Raw genomic sequence first — 15951 nt, 5'->3', positions numbered from 1 at the left:
ATATTATGAAAAAAGCAATCAAATATATATTTAATAACAAGGTTCTGGCAAGTGGAGCTTTGATATTATCATTAGGGATAGCGGGCTGTAGTGACTATTTAGACAAAGAGCCTATGAGTGAATACTTATCATCCAACTTTTACAATAACGATGGTGCAATAGCACAAGGTGCTAATGGGTGTTACCAACGTCTACTGATGGACCATAGTAATACTAGTAGTATACCTTATTGTATATTATGGGATATGTATACTCCTTATGGTATCGAACGCGCAGACAATAGTTCTATTGGCGTTGGCAATATTGAGTTACGGACGAATTTCACAGTAGAACAAACGTGGTCTATTCTATACACTTCTGTAGCAAGATGTAATTCTGTGTTAGATGGAGCTAAACCTTTTTATAATGAATTAAGTGATAAGGCCAAAACCTACCTTGCAGAAATTCAGGTTTTAAGATCTCATTATTATATTCAACTAGTTTCTTTATGGGGTGATATTCCATATTTTACATCTGCAGTCACAGAGGAACAAACAAAACAAGTCTCTCGTACACCTTGGAAAGAAGTTGTAGATGATATATTAAAAACATTGGACGAAGCTGCTGATATTTTACCTTGGACAGCGGCCAATTATGGACGCGTCGATAAATCGGTAGCATTAGGACTGAAAGCCAGATTGGCTTTATATGCCGGTTCATGGTGTAAATTTGGTTTTGGTATGGACGGTGAAAAAGATCAGGCTAAAGCTACAGAATACTTTAAGATTGCAGCAGCAGCTTCTAAAAAAGTTATAGATGAAAGTGGACGCGATCTGGCTACTACTTATGCAGATCTGTTTACGCGGATAGGGCAACTAAAAGAAGACGTAAAAAAAGAAACAATGTTGTTTATGATGTTTTCCAACCAAATTCATTCATTTACCCAATACATGTCTCTAGGCGAACAAGTTCGCATGATTGGACAAAGTGGGCGTTTTCCTACTCAACAGTTAGTAGATACCTATGAAATGAAAAATGGTAAACGTATTGATGAAACAGGTTCTGGATATAACCCCAAGAAACCATTTGAAAGTCGTGATCCCCGTTTAAAAGAAACAGTTTACACTCATCATGACGTTATCATCGGTAATACTGGTGGAGATAATAAAATGAAATTCTTGATGGAAGTTTATAATCCTCAAACTACTTCTTGGGATAAAGACGGTAATGAAAAGTTGGTTGCCAACTTAGATTATGCGGGTGCTGTTGCTCAATATGGATATGTAAGTAGTGGTGTGGGATTTGCCTGGAAGAAATATAACCATTTTGATGATGAGGCAAACGCTAATCCGAGCTATAATATCCTGATTATGCGATTTGCAGAGATTCTTTTGACGTATGCCGAAGCAAAAATAGAACTTAATGAATTAGATGCAACGGTAGTAAATGCAATTGATCGCGTCAGAGCTCGTGTAGGTATGCCTGGCATCTTAAGTGTTGATCCGACACGTGAGAATGATCAACTAAAAATGCGTCAAATTGTACGTCGTGAACGTAAAGTGGAATTAGCCAAAGAGGCATTAATGTTATTTGATATGCGTCGTTGGAGAACAGGTGATATTCAGAATGCTGAACCCACTTATGGTTATCCGAAAGCAACAGGTGTAGATCCGGCTACAGGCAAATATCCTGATGGATATGAGCAGGCTACTCCGGATATGGTTCCTTCTTATGGCTCTTCAGGATCGGACAGAGATATCAATGATATTGCTAGTTATGCTGCATTTGGTGATAAATTAAGATCTCGTGATAAAGGTCGTAGTTGGAATAATAGGCACTACTTATGGCCTATTCCACAAACAGAGCGAAATAAATGTCCTTGGTTAGAACAAAATAAAGGATATGGTGAGTAACATATAATGTGTTTATTATGAATAGATTAATTATTATATTATCATTACTGTTAGTGCCGGTTTTTATATCGGCACAGACTGTAGTGACAATTGAAGCTGCCAGTCCGGATCCTACATTAACTGTGCGTGGTCTTGAAAAGCAGATAGACTTATTCAATAATTCTGCCTGGGAAAAGCAAGAAAAAGGAATTGTCTTATTATCTACGGAATATAAAAAAGCTATAAAATCGACTCAAAGCACATATACAGCCGTAGTGATAAATGGAGATATGAAAGTGATTAAAGTCCTGAATGGTGTAATCTCTAAAGATGCTCAACCAGCATTTAGTGCTCCTTTGGATATAACATTGGGACAGGCAGAGTTTGCATTAATTGGTTATGATACTGATTATCTAAAGGATGGTTACCGTAAATTTCTTGCCGAGAACTTCCATGTAGGAGATGTTGTAAAGCTGCGGATTGATGGTGAAGTACACTCATTGGATAAAGTGATTGCTTTTTCCAAAGGAAGTATTCCGCCTCAAATAGAGTTGGATAATGATTTCTTATTTACCGTTGTAGGAAGTAAAACTACATTAAGCGGCTGTATTGCTAATTATGATAAAAAAGCCAATTATCAGTTGTTTATAGAAAACCGAACAGAAACAAAACCAGTAGCTGTTACAACAAAGGGGCTATTTCGTAATCAGTTAACTCTGAATGATGGTACTAATTTCTTCAATTGGATATTGAAAAAAGAAGGGAAAGAAATTACTCGTAAGTCTGTTGCCATATTCTCCAAAGTTCCAAATCAACAACAGAGTGAATTGGTTATGTGGGTGGAGCAGTTTCCTAATGCAAAGGTATTGACTAATAGAGAAGCTGTAGCCACTATGGTTAATAACGTAAAGAAAGCAGGGTTCACTTCCATTGGATTAGATGTAAAAGGACCAGAAGGATATGTTTCTTACCGCAAAAACGATCTTTCAAAAACTCCTTATCTAACTGCAACCAAAAATCCGAATAAACAAGTGAAGGATGATGGATTTGATTTGCTGGAAGTTGTACTCCAGGAAGCACATAAGATTGGACTCAAAGTCTATACTAGTTTTAATTTCTTCACAGAAGGGAATATTACTGTAAATGATTACGCTATTCTTCATGAACATAAAGATTGGGAGGAAATAGTGCAACGCCCCGAAGACAAAGGTAAACTGTTGAAAATCACAGAAAGTACAAGAGGGAAAGAAGCTGCTAAAGGTAAACTATTAGCTTTAGCTTTTGTAAATCCTTCTAATAAAGAAGTGCAGGACTTTCAATTGTTGCGCGTGGAAGAAGTTCTAAAAAATTATGATATAGATGGTATCGTATTAGATCGCTGTCGTTATGATAATTTATATGCCGACTTTAGTCATGTGACTCGAAACGCATTTGAAGAATACCTAGAGAAAGAAGGCAAAATTTTAGAGAACTTTCCCGCTGACGCTTTCAAAATAGACAAAGAAGGCACATTAGTAAAAGGTCAATTCTTTAAAGAATGGATTACTTTCCGCTCTCAAACTATTTGTGACTTTACCGGACGTATTCGCTCATTAGTAGATAAGTATAAGACTGAAAAGAATCCGAATTTAAAAATGGCAGCTTATGTAGGGTCCTGGTATGAAGTATATTATCAAAATGGAGTAAACTGGGCTAGTAATCAATTTAAATATGATGATCGATTATCATTTCCAGATAGTGAAATCTACGGAGAAAATTACAATAAAACAAGTTACTTAAACAATCTTGACTTTCTGATGATCGGAACTTATTATAAAACGCCTAAAGAAGTCAATCGATACATTACTCTAGGGAATATCCTTACATGTGGACAAATTCCATTGTTGGGTTCAATGAGTTTGCCTGATTTAAGTGTTTCCGATCAGGGAAAAGTGTTTGGGGCTTCACTAAAGAATTCATCAGGTCTAATGATTTTCGATAATTGTTATGTTGATTGGAATACTTTTTTCGAACAAATGAAAATAGCTTTTTCCATTAAGAAAAAATAATGAACATATAATACTCGTGAAAGATGAAAAAACTAATAAACTTAATATTCAGTATGATGTGTATTACTACACTCTTTACTGTAACTTTTAGCTCTTGTTCAGATGATGATGAAAACAGAGCTTATGAATCTGTGCAAATAGTAGGAGTCAAAGTGAATAATGAATTATACACACCTTCTTCTGTCAGTGCAGCAGAGACGACTGTATTGATTCCCGCCGGAGTCGATTTATCTAAAGCTAAATTACAATTATTGGTTATAAATGGTACTGCCAATTTTGTAAACGATCAAGAGTATGATGCTCGTAAGCCTCTTGATTTGACATTAAATGGATTTGATGGAACCACTGTGCAGACAAAATTGCGTATCCAGTCTCCTCCTAAATTAGTGTCTTTTATAATAGAAGGAATGACTGTCCCCTAATAGTGATATTCATACAGGTGAAGAATCGTTGATTGTCCAAGTTCCGGAAGAAACTGACCTTACGGCACTAAAGGTTACCATGGAATATATCAATGGGACAATTATGGACTTTCAGAATGGTGTTACATTAGATTATACCAATCCGAGAAGTTTTAAAATAAAGGGCATAGATGAAGAAACAATTTACACTTATGAGTTTATTATCACTACGGAAAAAGTAGGTCCTGCATCTATAAAAGCAATGACTATCAATGGTATTGAAACTGATTATGTGCTTACAGATGATAAGAATGTCGCAGTTCCATATATTCCGGCGTTGATGGATTTCACATCTGTAAATGTAGAACTAACTGCTGGATTCGGCAATAAAATAGATGAATCTTTCACTGGACAAGGATTAAATTTGATGAATGGTAACAATAAGGTTTCAATCAAAGGAAGCAATGGTGTGACGACAGAGTTCACAATTGACATACCTCAAATTTCTGCAGAACCTGTATTCAAAAAGACTATACAGAACTAGCCGGATTTGGATCTGACAACCTAATTAGTGTAGGAATTAGTGATCCATATATTATTGCAGGCAACCATTCTTCAACTAAGAAAACCCCAGCATATTTTGATTATACAGGCAATAAGATCGAGAATTTGGAATGAAACAGGGTTAAGTATTGCAGGACATGGTATACGTTTAATGGCTACAGATGACAAGGGCAATATTCTTGGAACCTCATTAGCTTTATCTGGAGACAAAACCTGTATTATATCGTTGGAGTAATGTAACAGCAGAAGCTAAAGAATTTATTTCATATGATAAATCAGCGCTGGGTGAATCTGCGACTCCTCGTTTAGCTGGTATTGGCATCATGGGTGATTTAGATGGTGATGCCACAATAGTTGCTACTAAAGCACAGTCAGTAGATGTATATGTTTGGAAAGTCACAAATGGAGTCGTGAATCCTACTCCTCAAAAATATGCATTCCCTGTTGCTACTCCAAGTTACTATTGGAGCGTGGTTCCGATGCCTATAGGTATGAGCGGATATATGGGATTCTTTAGTACAAGTGCAACTAATGGACTTATTTGGATGAACAGTACTATGGGAGAAGTTTCCAGAAGTTCCGGAGTTAGAACCAGTGGTGGAGATGTAATAACAATTAATGGCCGTGTGTATGTAGCATATACAGCATATTCGGGAGATCAAAAAGGTGTTATGCGTATCTGTGATATAACTGATGGTAAATATAATCAAATATTCAATTATACAATGGAAGCATCGGGGGCTAATGGTAATAGTACAGCTTCTGCTTGTTTAATGGTGAAAAACAATGAATTATATGCAGTATTTGGCTGTACTGGTTCCGGCTTATACTTCTACCGTATAGCGTGTAGATAATAATTAATAAACAGGACCATATCTAATTGATATGGTCCTATTTAATCTCTTTATTAATATGAAACAGAATTATAATTATATATTTTTTCTTACTTGTCTCATTATAGGAGGTACATCTTGTTCTCATAAATACAGAACATCCTCTCCCAAGTCAGTAGAAGCATTCTTTAAGAATGAAGTGAAACCGGAAAAATTCATAGAATGTTTTCCCGGAGCCTATTATCGTAAGGTAAACTCCAGCAAGGATGTTTGGTTGGGAGTTGGGGGCACCGTTACACTCCCCCAATTATCATTCGATCAAACTAGAAAAACACTAAGAAACCGGGCCAGTTTCTTGATAATCCATCTGTATATTTAGGAGGAAACATGGGAGATCAGGAGACCGACTTCGGGTTAGCTTTGGGAGGTTATCCGTGAAAAAGATGGTAAACTATCTAAAGAAAGGAAAGCTTTTCGTCCGTTTATGAGACGCAGTGAACATATTAACGGACAAGAGCCGAATTATGCACAAGCACCACCGGAAGATAAATATTATTGGTATCCAGGCGAGAAAGTTACAATGTATTTTCAAGTACTAGAACCCCATAAAGTACATTTTGTAATAGAAGGAGCTGGGAAACGTTTTGAATGTGACTATGATTGTGAAGGTTATATTCCGGGCGAATTGGGTACCTTTAAACGGGTAAATGCCATTGATCAGGTTGCGAATGAAGGTAAACCGGCGCAAGCTACAAAAACAAAGGTGCTGAATAGTCGGTGGGATGAGAGTTATTATTTTAGAAAAAATAAAGATGAAATAGTGAAAGTGCCGATTCATGAAGGACGTTTCACAGATATGCGTTGCCCGGACACTCATTTCTTTGAAATAATATCAACTGACGAAGATCGAAAAAAGGAGCAGAAACTATTAGTATTAATGGAAATGGATACTAATCCTCAAAAGAATATTATTGATTAACAAAAATGATGTAAGATGAAAAAATATTTATTCTATTCATTATTCGTGATTTTAGCTATGGGCTTTTACAACTGTTCCAGTAGCGACGATGGGGAACCGGAATCAGAACCAGAACCCACAGATCCAATTAACACTTACTTTAAAGACGAGGTAAAGCCACAAGCGAGTGTTGCTTGCTTTGCCGGTGCCTATTATCATAAAGCCGTAACAAGTAAAGATTTATGGCTAGGCATCGGAGGAACTATAAAGTTACCTACAGCTACTTTTGACGAAGATCGTAAGAATCTAGTAAACCAGGACAATACCTTGATAATCCTTCTATATATTTAGGAGGAAATATGGGTGGACAGGAGACTGATATAGGTTTGACTTGGGAAGTTATAAAAGATGAACAAGGCAATATCAGCGCTGAAAGAAAAGCATTCCGCCCGTTCATGAGACGCACAAGTCATTCAAGTGGACAGGCATCTAACTATTCAAATGCTCCTGCGCAGGAAAGAATATTATTGGTATCCGGGTGAGGAAGTTACAATTTCTATTCAGATCATAAGAAGTGGAGTTCTCAAATTTATTGTGGACGGTAATGGTAAGCATTATGAGTCAGAATATGAATGTGCTGGATACAAACAAGGAACTCGTGGAGAATTTAAACGTGTAAATGCTATTGACCAGGTATCTAATGAAGGAAAACCGACACAAGCTACGAATACAAAAGTTGAAGGTGCTCAATGGAAGGGAAGTTTTTTATTCAGGATGTATGACGGTAAAATAGTAAAAACTCCACTTCATACAGGAAGATATACTGATATGCGTTGTCCGGATGCTATGTATTTCGATATTAATTCAACGGAAGCAGAACAGAAGATTGGTGCGGAATCTGTAGAGATTAATGGTGCAGGATATTAACAAATAGATATATTTCAAATAATAAGTCATGAATAAACGAGCCTTCTCTCTTGATGCATTAAGAGGATATGCCATTATTACTATGGTTTTATCGGGTACCATTGCTTCAGGAGTATTACCAGGATGGATGTACCATGCACAAGTGGGTCCCCGCTCTAATTTTTGCATTTGCCCCATCATTTTATGGAATAACATGGGTTGATTTAGTTTTCCCATTCTTTTTATTTGCAATGGGAGCAGCTTTCCCTTTTTCTATTGGTAATAAGCTGGAAAAAGGAGAATCTAAATTAAAAATAGCGTGGGATTGTATATTACGTGGATTCCGGTTAACTTTCTTTGCTATTTTTATCCAGCATATGTATCCTTGGGTAACATCTTCTCCTCAAGATGTGCGGTCGTGGTTGTTGGCCCTATCGGCATTTGTTCTTATGTTTCCCATGTTTATGAGAATTCCGGTTAAAATGTCTGAGATGGTTGCGTGGAGGGATACAACTATCTGCTTATATGTTAGGCGTTTTCATGTTACTTACTGTAAGTTATGCTAATGGCAGAGAATTTAGCCTGTCATATAGTAATATTATTATTCTAGTTCTGGCAAATATGTCTATTTTCGGTTCTTTGGCATACTTGTTTACGGCAAATAATAAATGGGCCAGAATAGCTATTCTCCCATTTATTATGGCTGTTTTTCTAGGAAGTAAAACTGACGGATCTTGGGTGAAGGACCTGATGAACTATTCTCCGATTCCCTGGATGTATAGTTTTTATTATTTGAAATACTTGTTCATTATTATTCCCGGAAGTATTGCCGGTGAATACTTAAAGGAATGGCTACAAAATAGAACAGAGGCTGCTTCATCTTTAGAAGAGAGAAAGGAAAATCCCCTTAATTCTATTGTTAACTACTGGGGTTATTATCTTTAACCTTTATGGTCTGTATACACGTCAGTTATTATTAAACTTGTGTGGTACAGTTATTATTTTAGCCTGCATTTATTGGCTTCTGAAAACAAGAAGTAACAACATGGATTATTGGAGAAAACTATTTGTTGCGGGAGCTTATTTACTTATGCTAGGCTTATTCTTTGAAGCTTATGAAGGCGGAATCCGTAAGGATGATTCAACCTACAGTTACTATTTTGTTACTGCCGGTCTTGCTTTTTATGGCGATGATTGCTTTTTCAATTCTATGTGATATCTATAAATATCGGCGACTGACACGTCCATTGGAAATGGCAGGACAAAACCCTATGATTGCCTATGTAGCTACTAATTTGGTAGTAATGCCTATGTTAAATCTGATAGGAGTAGCATCATATTTAACCTATCTTCAGCAAAATGCCTGGCTCGGTTTCTTACGAGGAGTTATTATCACTGCATTGGCGACATTAATAGCTATAATTTTCACAAAACTTAAATGGTTCTGGAGAACATAATCGAGATATGAAACTACTAACAAAGAAAATAACGTATATCATCTTAATTCTGTGTGTCTATTGCTCTTATGGTGAAGCTAAAATTCAGCTCCCCTCCATTTTAGGTAACGGGATGGTGCTCCAACAAAAGTCAGAAGTAAGGCTGTGGGGGAAAGCTACACCTAATAAGAAAGTTGCCATATATACCTCATGGAACGCACAACAGCAGGAAGTGAATAGTAATAAAAAGGGAGATTGGATGGTAACCGTCACAACTCCGGAAGCTGGAGGTCCGTACACTATTCGTATTTCAGACGGTGAAGAGCTGTTATTAGATGATATTTTGATTGGAGAAGTCTGGCTGTGCTCCGGCCAATCGAATATGGAAATGCCCGTGAAAGGTTTTCGGGGGCAACCTGCTGCAGAATCACAGAATACGATAGTAAATGCAAATCCTAATCGTTCATTGCGATTGTTTACAGTGCAACGTGCATACAGTAGTATTCCGGAAGAGGATGTAACAGGGCAATGGGAAAAAAACACTCCAAAGTCTGTTTCTACTTTTAGTGCCGTAGCTTATTATTATGGCGATCAATTACAGAAAGTTTTAGGAATACCGGTAGGGTTGATTCATGCCTCCTGGAGCGGGTCTTCAATTGAGCCATGGATTAGTAAAGAAAATCTCCTGCAATTTCCCGAAGTTGATCTGACTCCGGCAGAGAATCCACAATTGAAATATGCTAACGGTACTCCTACCGTATTATACAATGCCATGATTAAACCGCTGGAGAATTATAATATTAAAGGAATGATATGGTATCAAGGAGAGTCTAATTCTGCACGACCGGAACAATATCAGCGTTTGTTTGCTGTGTGGGCCAAGCAAAACAGAGCATTGTTCCGTTCGAAAGACTTGCCTATCTATTATACAGAAATAGCACCTGTTGCTTCACCTGTAGACCGACCGTTTCAGAGGGCCATCTTCCGAGAAGTGCAATTGGAAAGTATGCATGAAGTTTCTAATACAGGTATGGCATTCACAAACGATCTTGGTTCGGAGAAATTCATTCATGCGCCCAAAAAACGAGAAATCGGACAACGCTTAGCATATTGGGCATTAGCTAAAACATATCAATTAGAGGGATTTGAATATAGTGGTCCTATCCATCGTTCATATATGAAGAACGGAAAGATAATTGAAATTCTCTTTGATCATGCAGATGATGGACTAAACCCGGAAAATGAGCCTTTAGTAGGGTTTGAGATTGCAAGTGAAGATAGTATATTTTATCCTGCCAATGCCGAAATCATAAATGGAACCTCTCGTGTAAAAGTATGGAGTGACAAAGTGGCTCAACCGGTTTATGTACGTTATGCTTTCCGTAATTTTCTGCGTGGAAATCTGGTAAACAATGCCGGATTACCAGCAGCTCCTTTTCGGATGGACTTGCGAAAAATGGATTTTCAGAATCCTGAAAAGTTAGGATGGACCCGTGTCACTACTTTTGGGAAGTTGCCCGAATACATCAGTGTTTATCACTCTCCGGACTGGATTGAAAGTACACGAACAAATGCTTATATAGCAGTTATAGATACCAAAAAAGGAGGGAGTTTGGATGTTGGAGGTGCAGATAGTGGGGTAAAAACTCCGACAGAATTCTACCAGTCAGAAAAAAGAAAACCATCTATTGTATTAAATGGAGGATATTTTGCTAATGGAAAGACTGTTAGTCTTATATGCAAAAATGGAAAAATCTTATCTGACAACATATCTGTAGTGAATCGCTTATTGGAAGGTAAAAAAGACTGCATATTACCCTACCCGTTCAGTTTTCAGTCTTTATACAGATGGGACATATCATGTTGACTGGATATATAAATCGGCTCAACAAACCTATGCGTATGATATGCCGGCCTTAAACAGCTCCACACGTCTTCCGTTACCTGTGCCATCAAAAAGGCTTTCCAAAAGGGGCAAAAGTCTGGACCGCCGAAATGGGAATTGGTGCAGGTCCTATATTAATCAAGGATGGAACGATTCGTAATAGTTGGGTAGAAGAACTATTAGACGTTGCAAGTGGTATAAATCCACAGACTTGTCAGCCTCGTTCTGCAGTAGGAATTACGCAAGACGGGAAGTTGATTTTATTTGTTTGTGAAGGACGCGAACAAACACCGGATATTTCAGGTATGACTCCAGCCCAACTTGCTCGGTTAATGAAATCATTCGGGTGTGTAGATGCACTTAATTTAGACGGAGGGGTTCGAGCTGTATGTTGATTAATGGTAAAGAGACTATAAAACCATGTAATAAATATCATCAACAACGACCGGTTGCTACTGTGTTATTTGCAAGATAGTATAATCTAAAAACTATAATAGGATAAGGATAGTTAAGTTATCAATTAATCATTTTTTATTCATGAGTAAAAAGTTAACGTTTTGTATATGTCTTTCGATTTTATTTATTAGTCTACAAAGTATAGCAAAAACAACAGAGCAAGGGATTCGGGAGTCTGGGTTCCTGCTCCCCGTTTCACCCCCTGTATTACATTCCTATCAGGGAGTGAAAGATTTTGTAAAGACATTGGATGAGTTGAATATGAATTCTATATTTCTTGTATCTTATGCGGAAACTAAAACGATATATAGAAGTGACGTGTTGATGCATTATTCTACTTATAAACACAAGAAGAAAGTTATTTACTAAGTAGATATTCAAAGCAATATCAAAGTCCAACCAATGATCCGGTACGTGATTTGATTGATGGAAGCTCATAAACACGATATAAAAGTGTTTTTCTGGTTTGAGTATGGCTTTATGGGAGAAGGACGTCCGATATCACTTAATAATCCTTTGTTAGCAAAGAACCCCCACTGGCTAGGAATAGACAATCAACAACAACCTGCCAATTATAATCAACATGATTACTATTTTTAATGCCTATAATCCTGCCGTGCAGAATTTCTTAATAGAACTTATAGAAGAAGCATTGATGCTTTTATCCTGATTTAGATGGTATTCAAGGGGATGATCGCTTTCCTGCTATGCCTCGGAATTCCGGATATGATACCTATACAGTTTCTCTTTATCAATCACAACATCAAGGGAATAATCCTCCTGTAGATTATAATAATACGGAATGGGTACATTGGCGTTTGGATATTTTAAATACCTTTGCAAAACGATTATATAAAAGAATCAAAGCAAAGAGCCCAAATGTAATGATTAGTTTCGCCCCGAACCCTTACCCTTGGTGTGAAGAGAATCTGATGCAGGAATGGCCTCGTTGGTGTAAAGAAGAAAGTTTGTGATCTGTTAGCTGTTCAGTGTTATCGCTATAGTGTTGACGCTTATCGTGCTACGGTTTCAGAAGTTTTGAAGTATATACATCAGAATAATCCAAACCAATTGTTTGCACCTGGCATGATTTTGATGGAGGGGAGTAATTCCAAAATGTCACCGGAACTATTACAAAAGCAACTTCGTATAAACCGGGAGTTGGGGATTAATAGTGAAATTTATTTTTAATAATAAAGGGATTGATAATCCTTCTGTTAGGAAAGTCTTAAAACAGACATATTATCAGAAGATTAAATTTCCAGAAAATTAAATGCTATGATAAGATATATTTTAATTGGACTTTTACTTTGTGGACAAGCCATAAGCTTTGCCCAAATAATATACTATGATGCATCAAACTTCCCTCTATTAGGAAAAGCAACAGAAAACAATGGAGTACGATATGAAAGGTTTCCTGACTCATTAGAACACATATCACGTCCTCCTCTTTGGTACTTAAGTCGTAATTCGGCAGGAATGGCAATACGATTTCATAGTAATTCCACTCATATAGCAGTGAGATGGGAGAATCTCTTCAATAATCATATGAATCACATGACTGATACAGGAGTGAAAGGACTTGATTTATACTGTTAGGAAGGTAATAGAAAATGGAGATTCATAAATAGTGCCCGTCAAATGGAAAAACAAATCAAGCAACAATCATTGCTAACATGCAACCGGAAGAGAGGAATATATGCTTTATGTTCCTCTCTATGACGGGTTTGGTTTCCTATCTATAGGGATTGATTCGTTAGCTACTATTGATAAACCTTTAATTGATTATCCAATCCGCCAGAAGCCGGTTTGTATTTTATGGAACCAGTATTCTTCAAGGAGGTTGTGCTTCACGTCCCGGAATGGCACATACAAACATTATATCAAGAAGATTAAATCATGAATGTATCAATCTACTGGGATTCAGTGAAATGCATTGCTAGATTTAGAAGTTGCCAAAGTAATAACCGAGGTAGATGCCAGTGTTTTTGTTTTTAGACTTTGTACCTAATGCTTCTGTAGAACAGATGAAAGAACGTATGGGAGACATTCTATCACATCATTCGTAGTAAGCATCCGGATACGCCCTGTATTTTCATAGAAGATCCTATATTCACCCATACATTTTATGATGAAAGAATTGCTAAGGAGGTACAAAGAAAGAATGATACGCTAAAAAGGAGATATTCAACCGACTAAAAAGATAAATGAGAAAAATATCATTTTAATCTCTTCAAAGAATATGCTGGGAGAAGATGGAGAAGCCTACAATTGATGGTATTCATTTCACTGATTTAGGCATGATGAGATATGCTGATCTTGTCTGTCCAATCATAAAAAAGCAATCAAATAAAATAGTGTCGCTATCGGCTTGGTATGGCGTCGCTATATAGGAAGCTTATAGCAACGCTATCCTGTTGACATAGCGTCACTATTTTAATAATCTTAATAGGTGGCTTTTTCGTACGCTATATCAATAGAAACAAATCTTCCAAATATCAAAATGATAAAATGTCATTTGATATTTGGGACTCTATATAATCGAATTTATTCAGTCTCAATGCGAGGGAGTGGAAAAGAATCGTACGGATTAGTGATTTGTATAATTCAGGAATCGAAGAAATTCTTCTATTATAGAACGCAATCATTATTATTGAATATTATGCGCTGCATAATGAATGCATTTATCAATACATACATGCTTTTGTTTGATTAAACAGAGTCCTAAAAGCACTTCTAATAAATCGAAATCACTATTTTTACGAGTAAAATATGCTTCCTTTTAAATGCACGTGGCGTTTCTTATAAACCAACCTTGTGTTTCTTTAAAACCAACCGTACGTTTCATTAGAATCAACCGTATGTTTTTCACAAATAATACGGTAATTTATATGCAAATGACCGTTCTTTTATTCGTAATTATGCATATAAATACCGTATTTTTATTTGTTTACTTCCTCTACTTCTTTTCATTTACAAAGGATAGGAAATAGTAGAATCAATAAAAAAGCGACCGAAAGCAACTCTTTTTAATATATAATAATCACATTGATATTTACGTTCTCCAAAACCATTGATTTTGTGAAGAACATAGTCACTAAAACTGCCAAAGAAGTAAGAATTACTCCTTGGAGAAAACCTAACCAAGCACTATGTTGAAAATAAGATAACAATGGAAGCAACGCATAAATATGTTGCCAATGGCATAATCAATAAATCGCCGACCTCATAAGCTATCATTGGGTTCTGACCGGACATGACTAAAAAACGAGTACTTTTGACACACCAGAAATAGTCACAAATAATACTTAGAAATAAAAGAGCCAGGAAAGCCAGCCCGGCAGGTAACAAAGAAACAACTAAAAGTTGTCGGATCTTTTTTAATGCCATCCTGAAAAGGTTCAAAACACAAACCCAAAAGAATGGGAAAGATCCTGCATTAAACAACTTTTCCATAATAGGGCTATCCCATCCACCTTGTGTGGAAATATACATTTACCTGTTAGTAGCAATAAAACTGTAACCACCAGATTAATAACCAAATTACGAGTGTAGAGACTGTAAAGATTACTAATGATAAGAACTGATGGATAATATCATCGATGATACTCATTTTAGATAAGGAGATGTAGCATAATCACCGTCTCTTTTTGATATGTTTTCATCCACTCCGCTAAATATTCGCCAGCTATACTGCCGGGAATAACGATAAATAAGTATTTCAAGTAAATCAAACCAGTACATCCATAGCAAAGGAGTATAATTAAATACACTCTGTGTCCACGAACCATCCACTGTACTCCCTAATATCATCATTGCCAGTAACAATATCCAGAACTCCTAAACTGTATCCAACGATTATGCATTGTGAAAATGTAAAGAATAGAGCCGAAAACAGCCATATTAGCCAACAACAAAATGATGATATTACTGGAGAATAGGCTGAATGTCTACCATCTGCATAAGGAGTTGGTTGCTAACTATGATGGCAACAATAATGTAAGACTCCAACTTTTATTGAAGTATGTGCCCAATCCGGCATCTTCCAAGGAATACGCATAAACATGGGAAATAGAACAATAAAACAGAGTATAGCCAGCAACCATGCCCTCATATCTTGTGGAGAGCTTAACATGTACGGATAAAAATGGCTAAATAAAAATAGCAAAGAAAGTCAACTGAATCCCCGTTTGACAGCTTCATAAACAAGTTTCGGTTTTGAATCACCTTTTCGAACATTACGTTTCCTTATGGAAAAAGAAACGCGCGGCTCCATAGCGAACAAGAACAAGGAAACGCAAAGGTCTACCCAAGTAATGCCGGTAACAACGGATTAAACACATGATCTGGCGGAGGCGTTTGCGCATGACTCATCCAACCAGGAAGAACATGCGTTACGATGGTAACCGAAAGTACCATAATGTGCATATCCTCTTAAAGCACATCACAAAGCTAAAGCACGCTTATTCATACGTCAACAATTACAATAGTTTTATTGATAATAAATTTTATATATTGCCATCACCTACATAATTCTCTCTTCCCTTTTCTATCATACATTTACAAACTACGTCAATAATTAGTTATGAGAAG

11 protein-coding genes and 3 pseudogenes are annotated in these 15951 nt (G+C 36.7%); 13 read left to right on the top strand and 1 reads right to left on the bottom strand.

Annotation, left to right across the window (positions count from 1 at the left end; all coding sequences use genetic code 11):
- Nucleotides 1–5 precede the first annotated feature (5 nt).
- From NXX38_RS17075 to NXX38_RS17015, 13 genes and pseudogenes are all read left to right on the top strand, one after another.
- Nucleotides 6–1892 (top strand): RagB/SusD family nutrient uptake outer membrane protein, encoded by a 1887-nt coding sequence (locus NXX38_RS17075; protein ID WP_258977632.1) that lies wholly within the window; start codon nt 6–8, stop codon nt 1890–1892.
- Between the two features lie 17 nt (nt 1893–1909).
- Complete coding sequence (locus NXX38_RS17070) at nt 1910–3919, top strand: family 10 glycosylhydrolase (protein ID WP_258980379.1); 2010 nt, start codon at nt 1910–1912, stop codon at nt 3917–3919.
- A gap of 23 nt (nt 3920–3942) precedes the next feature.
- Entirely contained in the window at nt 3943–4341 is a 399-nt protein-coding gene (locus NXX38_RS17065) for a hypothetical protein (protein WP_258980377.1), read from the top strand.
- 28 nt (nt 4342–4369) lie between these two features.
- Nucleotides 4370–4864, top strand: a complete 495-nt coding sequence (locus NXX38_RS17060) for a hypothetical protein (RefSeq protein ID WP_258980376.1) — start codon at nt 4370–4372, stop codon at nt 4862–4864.
- 343 nt (nt 4865–5207) lie between these two features.
- Nucleotides 5208–5738 carry a hypothetical protein gene (locus tag NXX38_RS17055; RefSeq protein WP_258980374.1) on the top strand — a complete coding sequence of 177 codons (531 nt, stop codon included), beginning with the start codon at nt 5208–5210 and terminating at the stop codon, nt 5736–5738.
- Nucleotides 5739–6201: 463 nt separating this feature from the next.
- Nucleotides 6202–6696 carry a hypothetical protein gene (locus NXX38_RS17050; RefSeq protein ID WP_258980372.1) on the top strand — a complete coding sequence of 165 codons (495 nt, stop codon included), beginning with the start codon at nt 6202–6204 and terminating at the stop codon, nt 6694–6696.
- Nucleotides 6697–6711: 15 nt separating this feature from the next.
- The gene (locus NXX38_RS17045; protein WP_258980371.1) at nt 6712–7026 is read left to right on the top strand and encodes a hypothetical protein; all 315 of its coding nucleotides are present in this window, start codon (nt 6712–6714) and stop codon (nt 7024–7026) included.
- A 126-nt stretch (nt 7027–7152) separates the two neighbouring features.
- The gene (locus NXX38_RS17040) at nt 7153–7602 is read left to right on the top strand and encodes a hypothetical protein (protein ID WP_258980368.1); all 450 of its coding nucleotides are present in this window, start codon (nt 7153–7155) and stop codon (nt 7600–7602) included.
- Between the two features lie 28 nt (nt 7603–7630).
- Nucleotides 7631–9038 (top strand): annotated as a pseudogene (locus NXX38_RS17035) (DUF5009 domain-containing protein).
- 7 nt (nt 9039–9045) lie between these two features.
- Nucleotides 9046–10884 (top strand): sialate O-acetylesterase, encoded by a 1839-nt coding sequence (locus NXX38_RS17030; protein ID WP_258980366.1) that lies wholly within the window; start codon nt 9046–9048, stop codon nt 10882–10884.
- 128 nt (nt 10885–11012) lie between these two features.
- Entirely contained in the window at nt 11013–11297 is a 285-nt protein-coding gene (locus NXX38_RS17025) for a phosphodiester glycosidase family protein (RefSeq protein WP_258980359.1), read from the top strand.
- 768 nt (nt 11298–12065) lie between these two features.
- The gene (locus tag NXX38_RS17020) at nt 12066–12332 is read left to right on the top strand and encodes a family 10 glycosylhydrolase (protein WP_258980358.1); all 267 of its coding nucleotides are present in this window, start codon (nt 12066–12068) and stop codon (nt 12330–12332) included.
- 304 nt (nt 12333–12636) lie between these two features.
- Nucleotides 12637–13751 (top strand): annotated as a pseudogene (locus NXX38_RS17015) (SGNH/GDSL hydrolase family protein).
- A gap of 662 nt (nt 13752–14413) precedes the next feature.
- Here the strand turns inward: NXX38_RS17015 and NXX38_RS26975 are convergent.
- A pseudogene (locus NXX38_RS26975) lies at nt 14414–15829 on the bottom strand (DUF5009 domain-containing protein).
- Nucleotides 15830–15951: the final 122 nt, after the last annotated feature.

It is taken from the genome of Bacteroides sp. BFG-637, assembly GCF_024793605.1.
GTDB classification, from domain to species: domain Bacteria; phylum Bacteroidota; class Bacteroidia; order Bacteroidales; family Bacteroidaceae; genus Bacteroides; species Bacteroides vicugnae.
This window is presented reverse-complemented; position numbering and strand designations above follow the sequence as displayed.

Coding starts and splice junctions, on each gene's coding strand:
- NXX38_RS17075 (WP_258977632.1), top strand. CDS start 6: ATGAAAAAAGCAATCAAATATATATTTAATAACAAGGTTCTGGCAAGT.
- NXX38_RS17070 (WP_258980379.1), top strand. CDS start 1,910: ATGAATAGATTAATTATTATATTATCATTACTGTTAGTGCCGGTTTTT.
- NXX38_RS17065 (WP_258980377.1), top strand. CDS start 3,943: ATGAAAAAACTAATAAACTTAATATTCAGTATGATGTGTATTACTACA.
- NXX38_RS17055 (WP_258980374.1), top strand. CDS start 5,208: ATGGGTGATTTAGATGGTGATGCCACAATAGTTGCTACTAAAGCACAG.
- NXX38_RS17050 (WP_258980372.1), top strand. CDS start 6,202: ATGAGACGCAGTGAACATATTAACGGACAAGAGCCGAATTATGCACAA.
- NXX38_RS17045 (WP_258980371.1), top strand. CDS start 6,712: ATGAAAAAATATTTATTCTATTCATTATTCGTGATTTTAGCTATGGGC.
- NXX38_RS17030 (WP_258980366.1), top strand. CDS start 9,046: ATGAAACTACTAACAAAGAAAATAACGTATATCATCTTAATTCTGTGT.
- NXX38_RS17025 (WP_258980359.1), top strand. CDS start 11,013: ATGGGAATTGGTGCAGGTCCTATATTAATCAAGGATGGAACGATTCGT.
- NXX38_RS17020 (WP_258980358.1), top strand. CDS start 12,066: ATGCCTCGGAATTCCGGATATGATACCTATACAGTTTCTCTTTATCAA.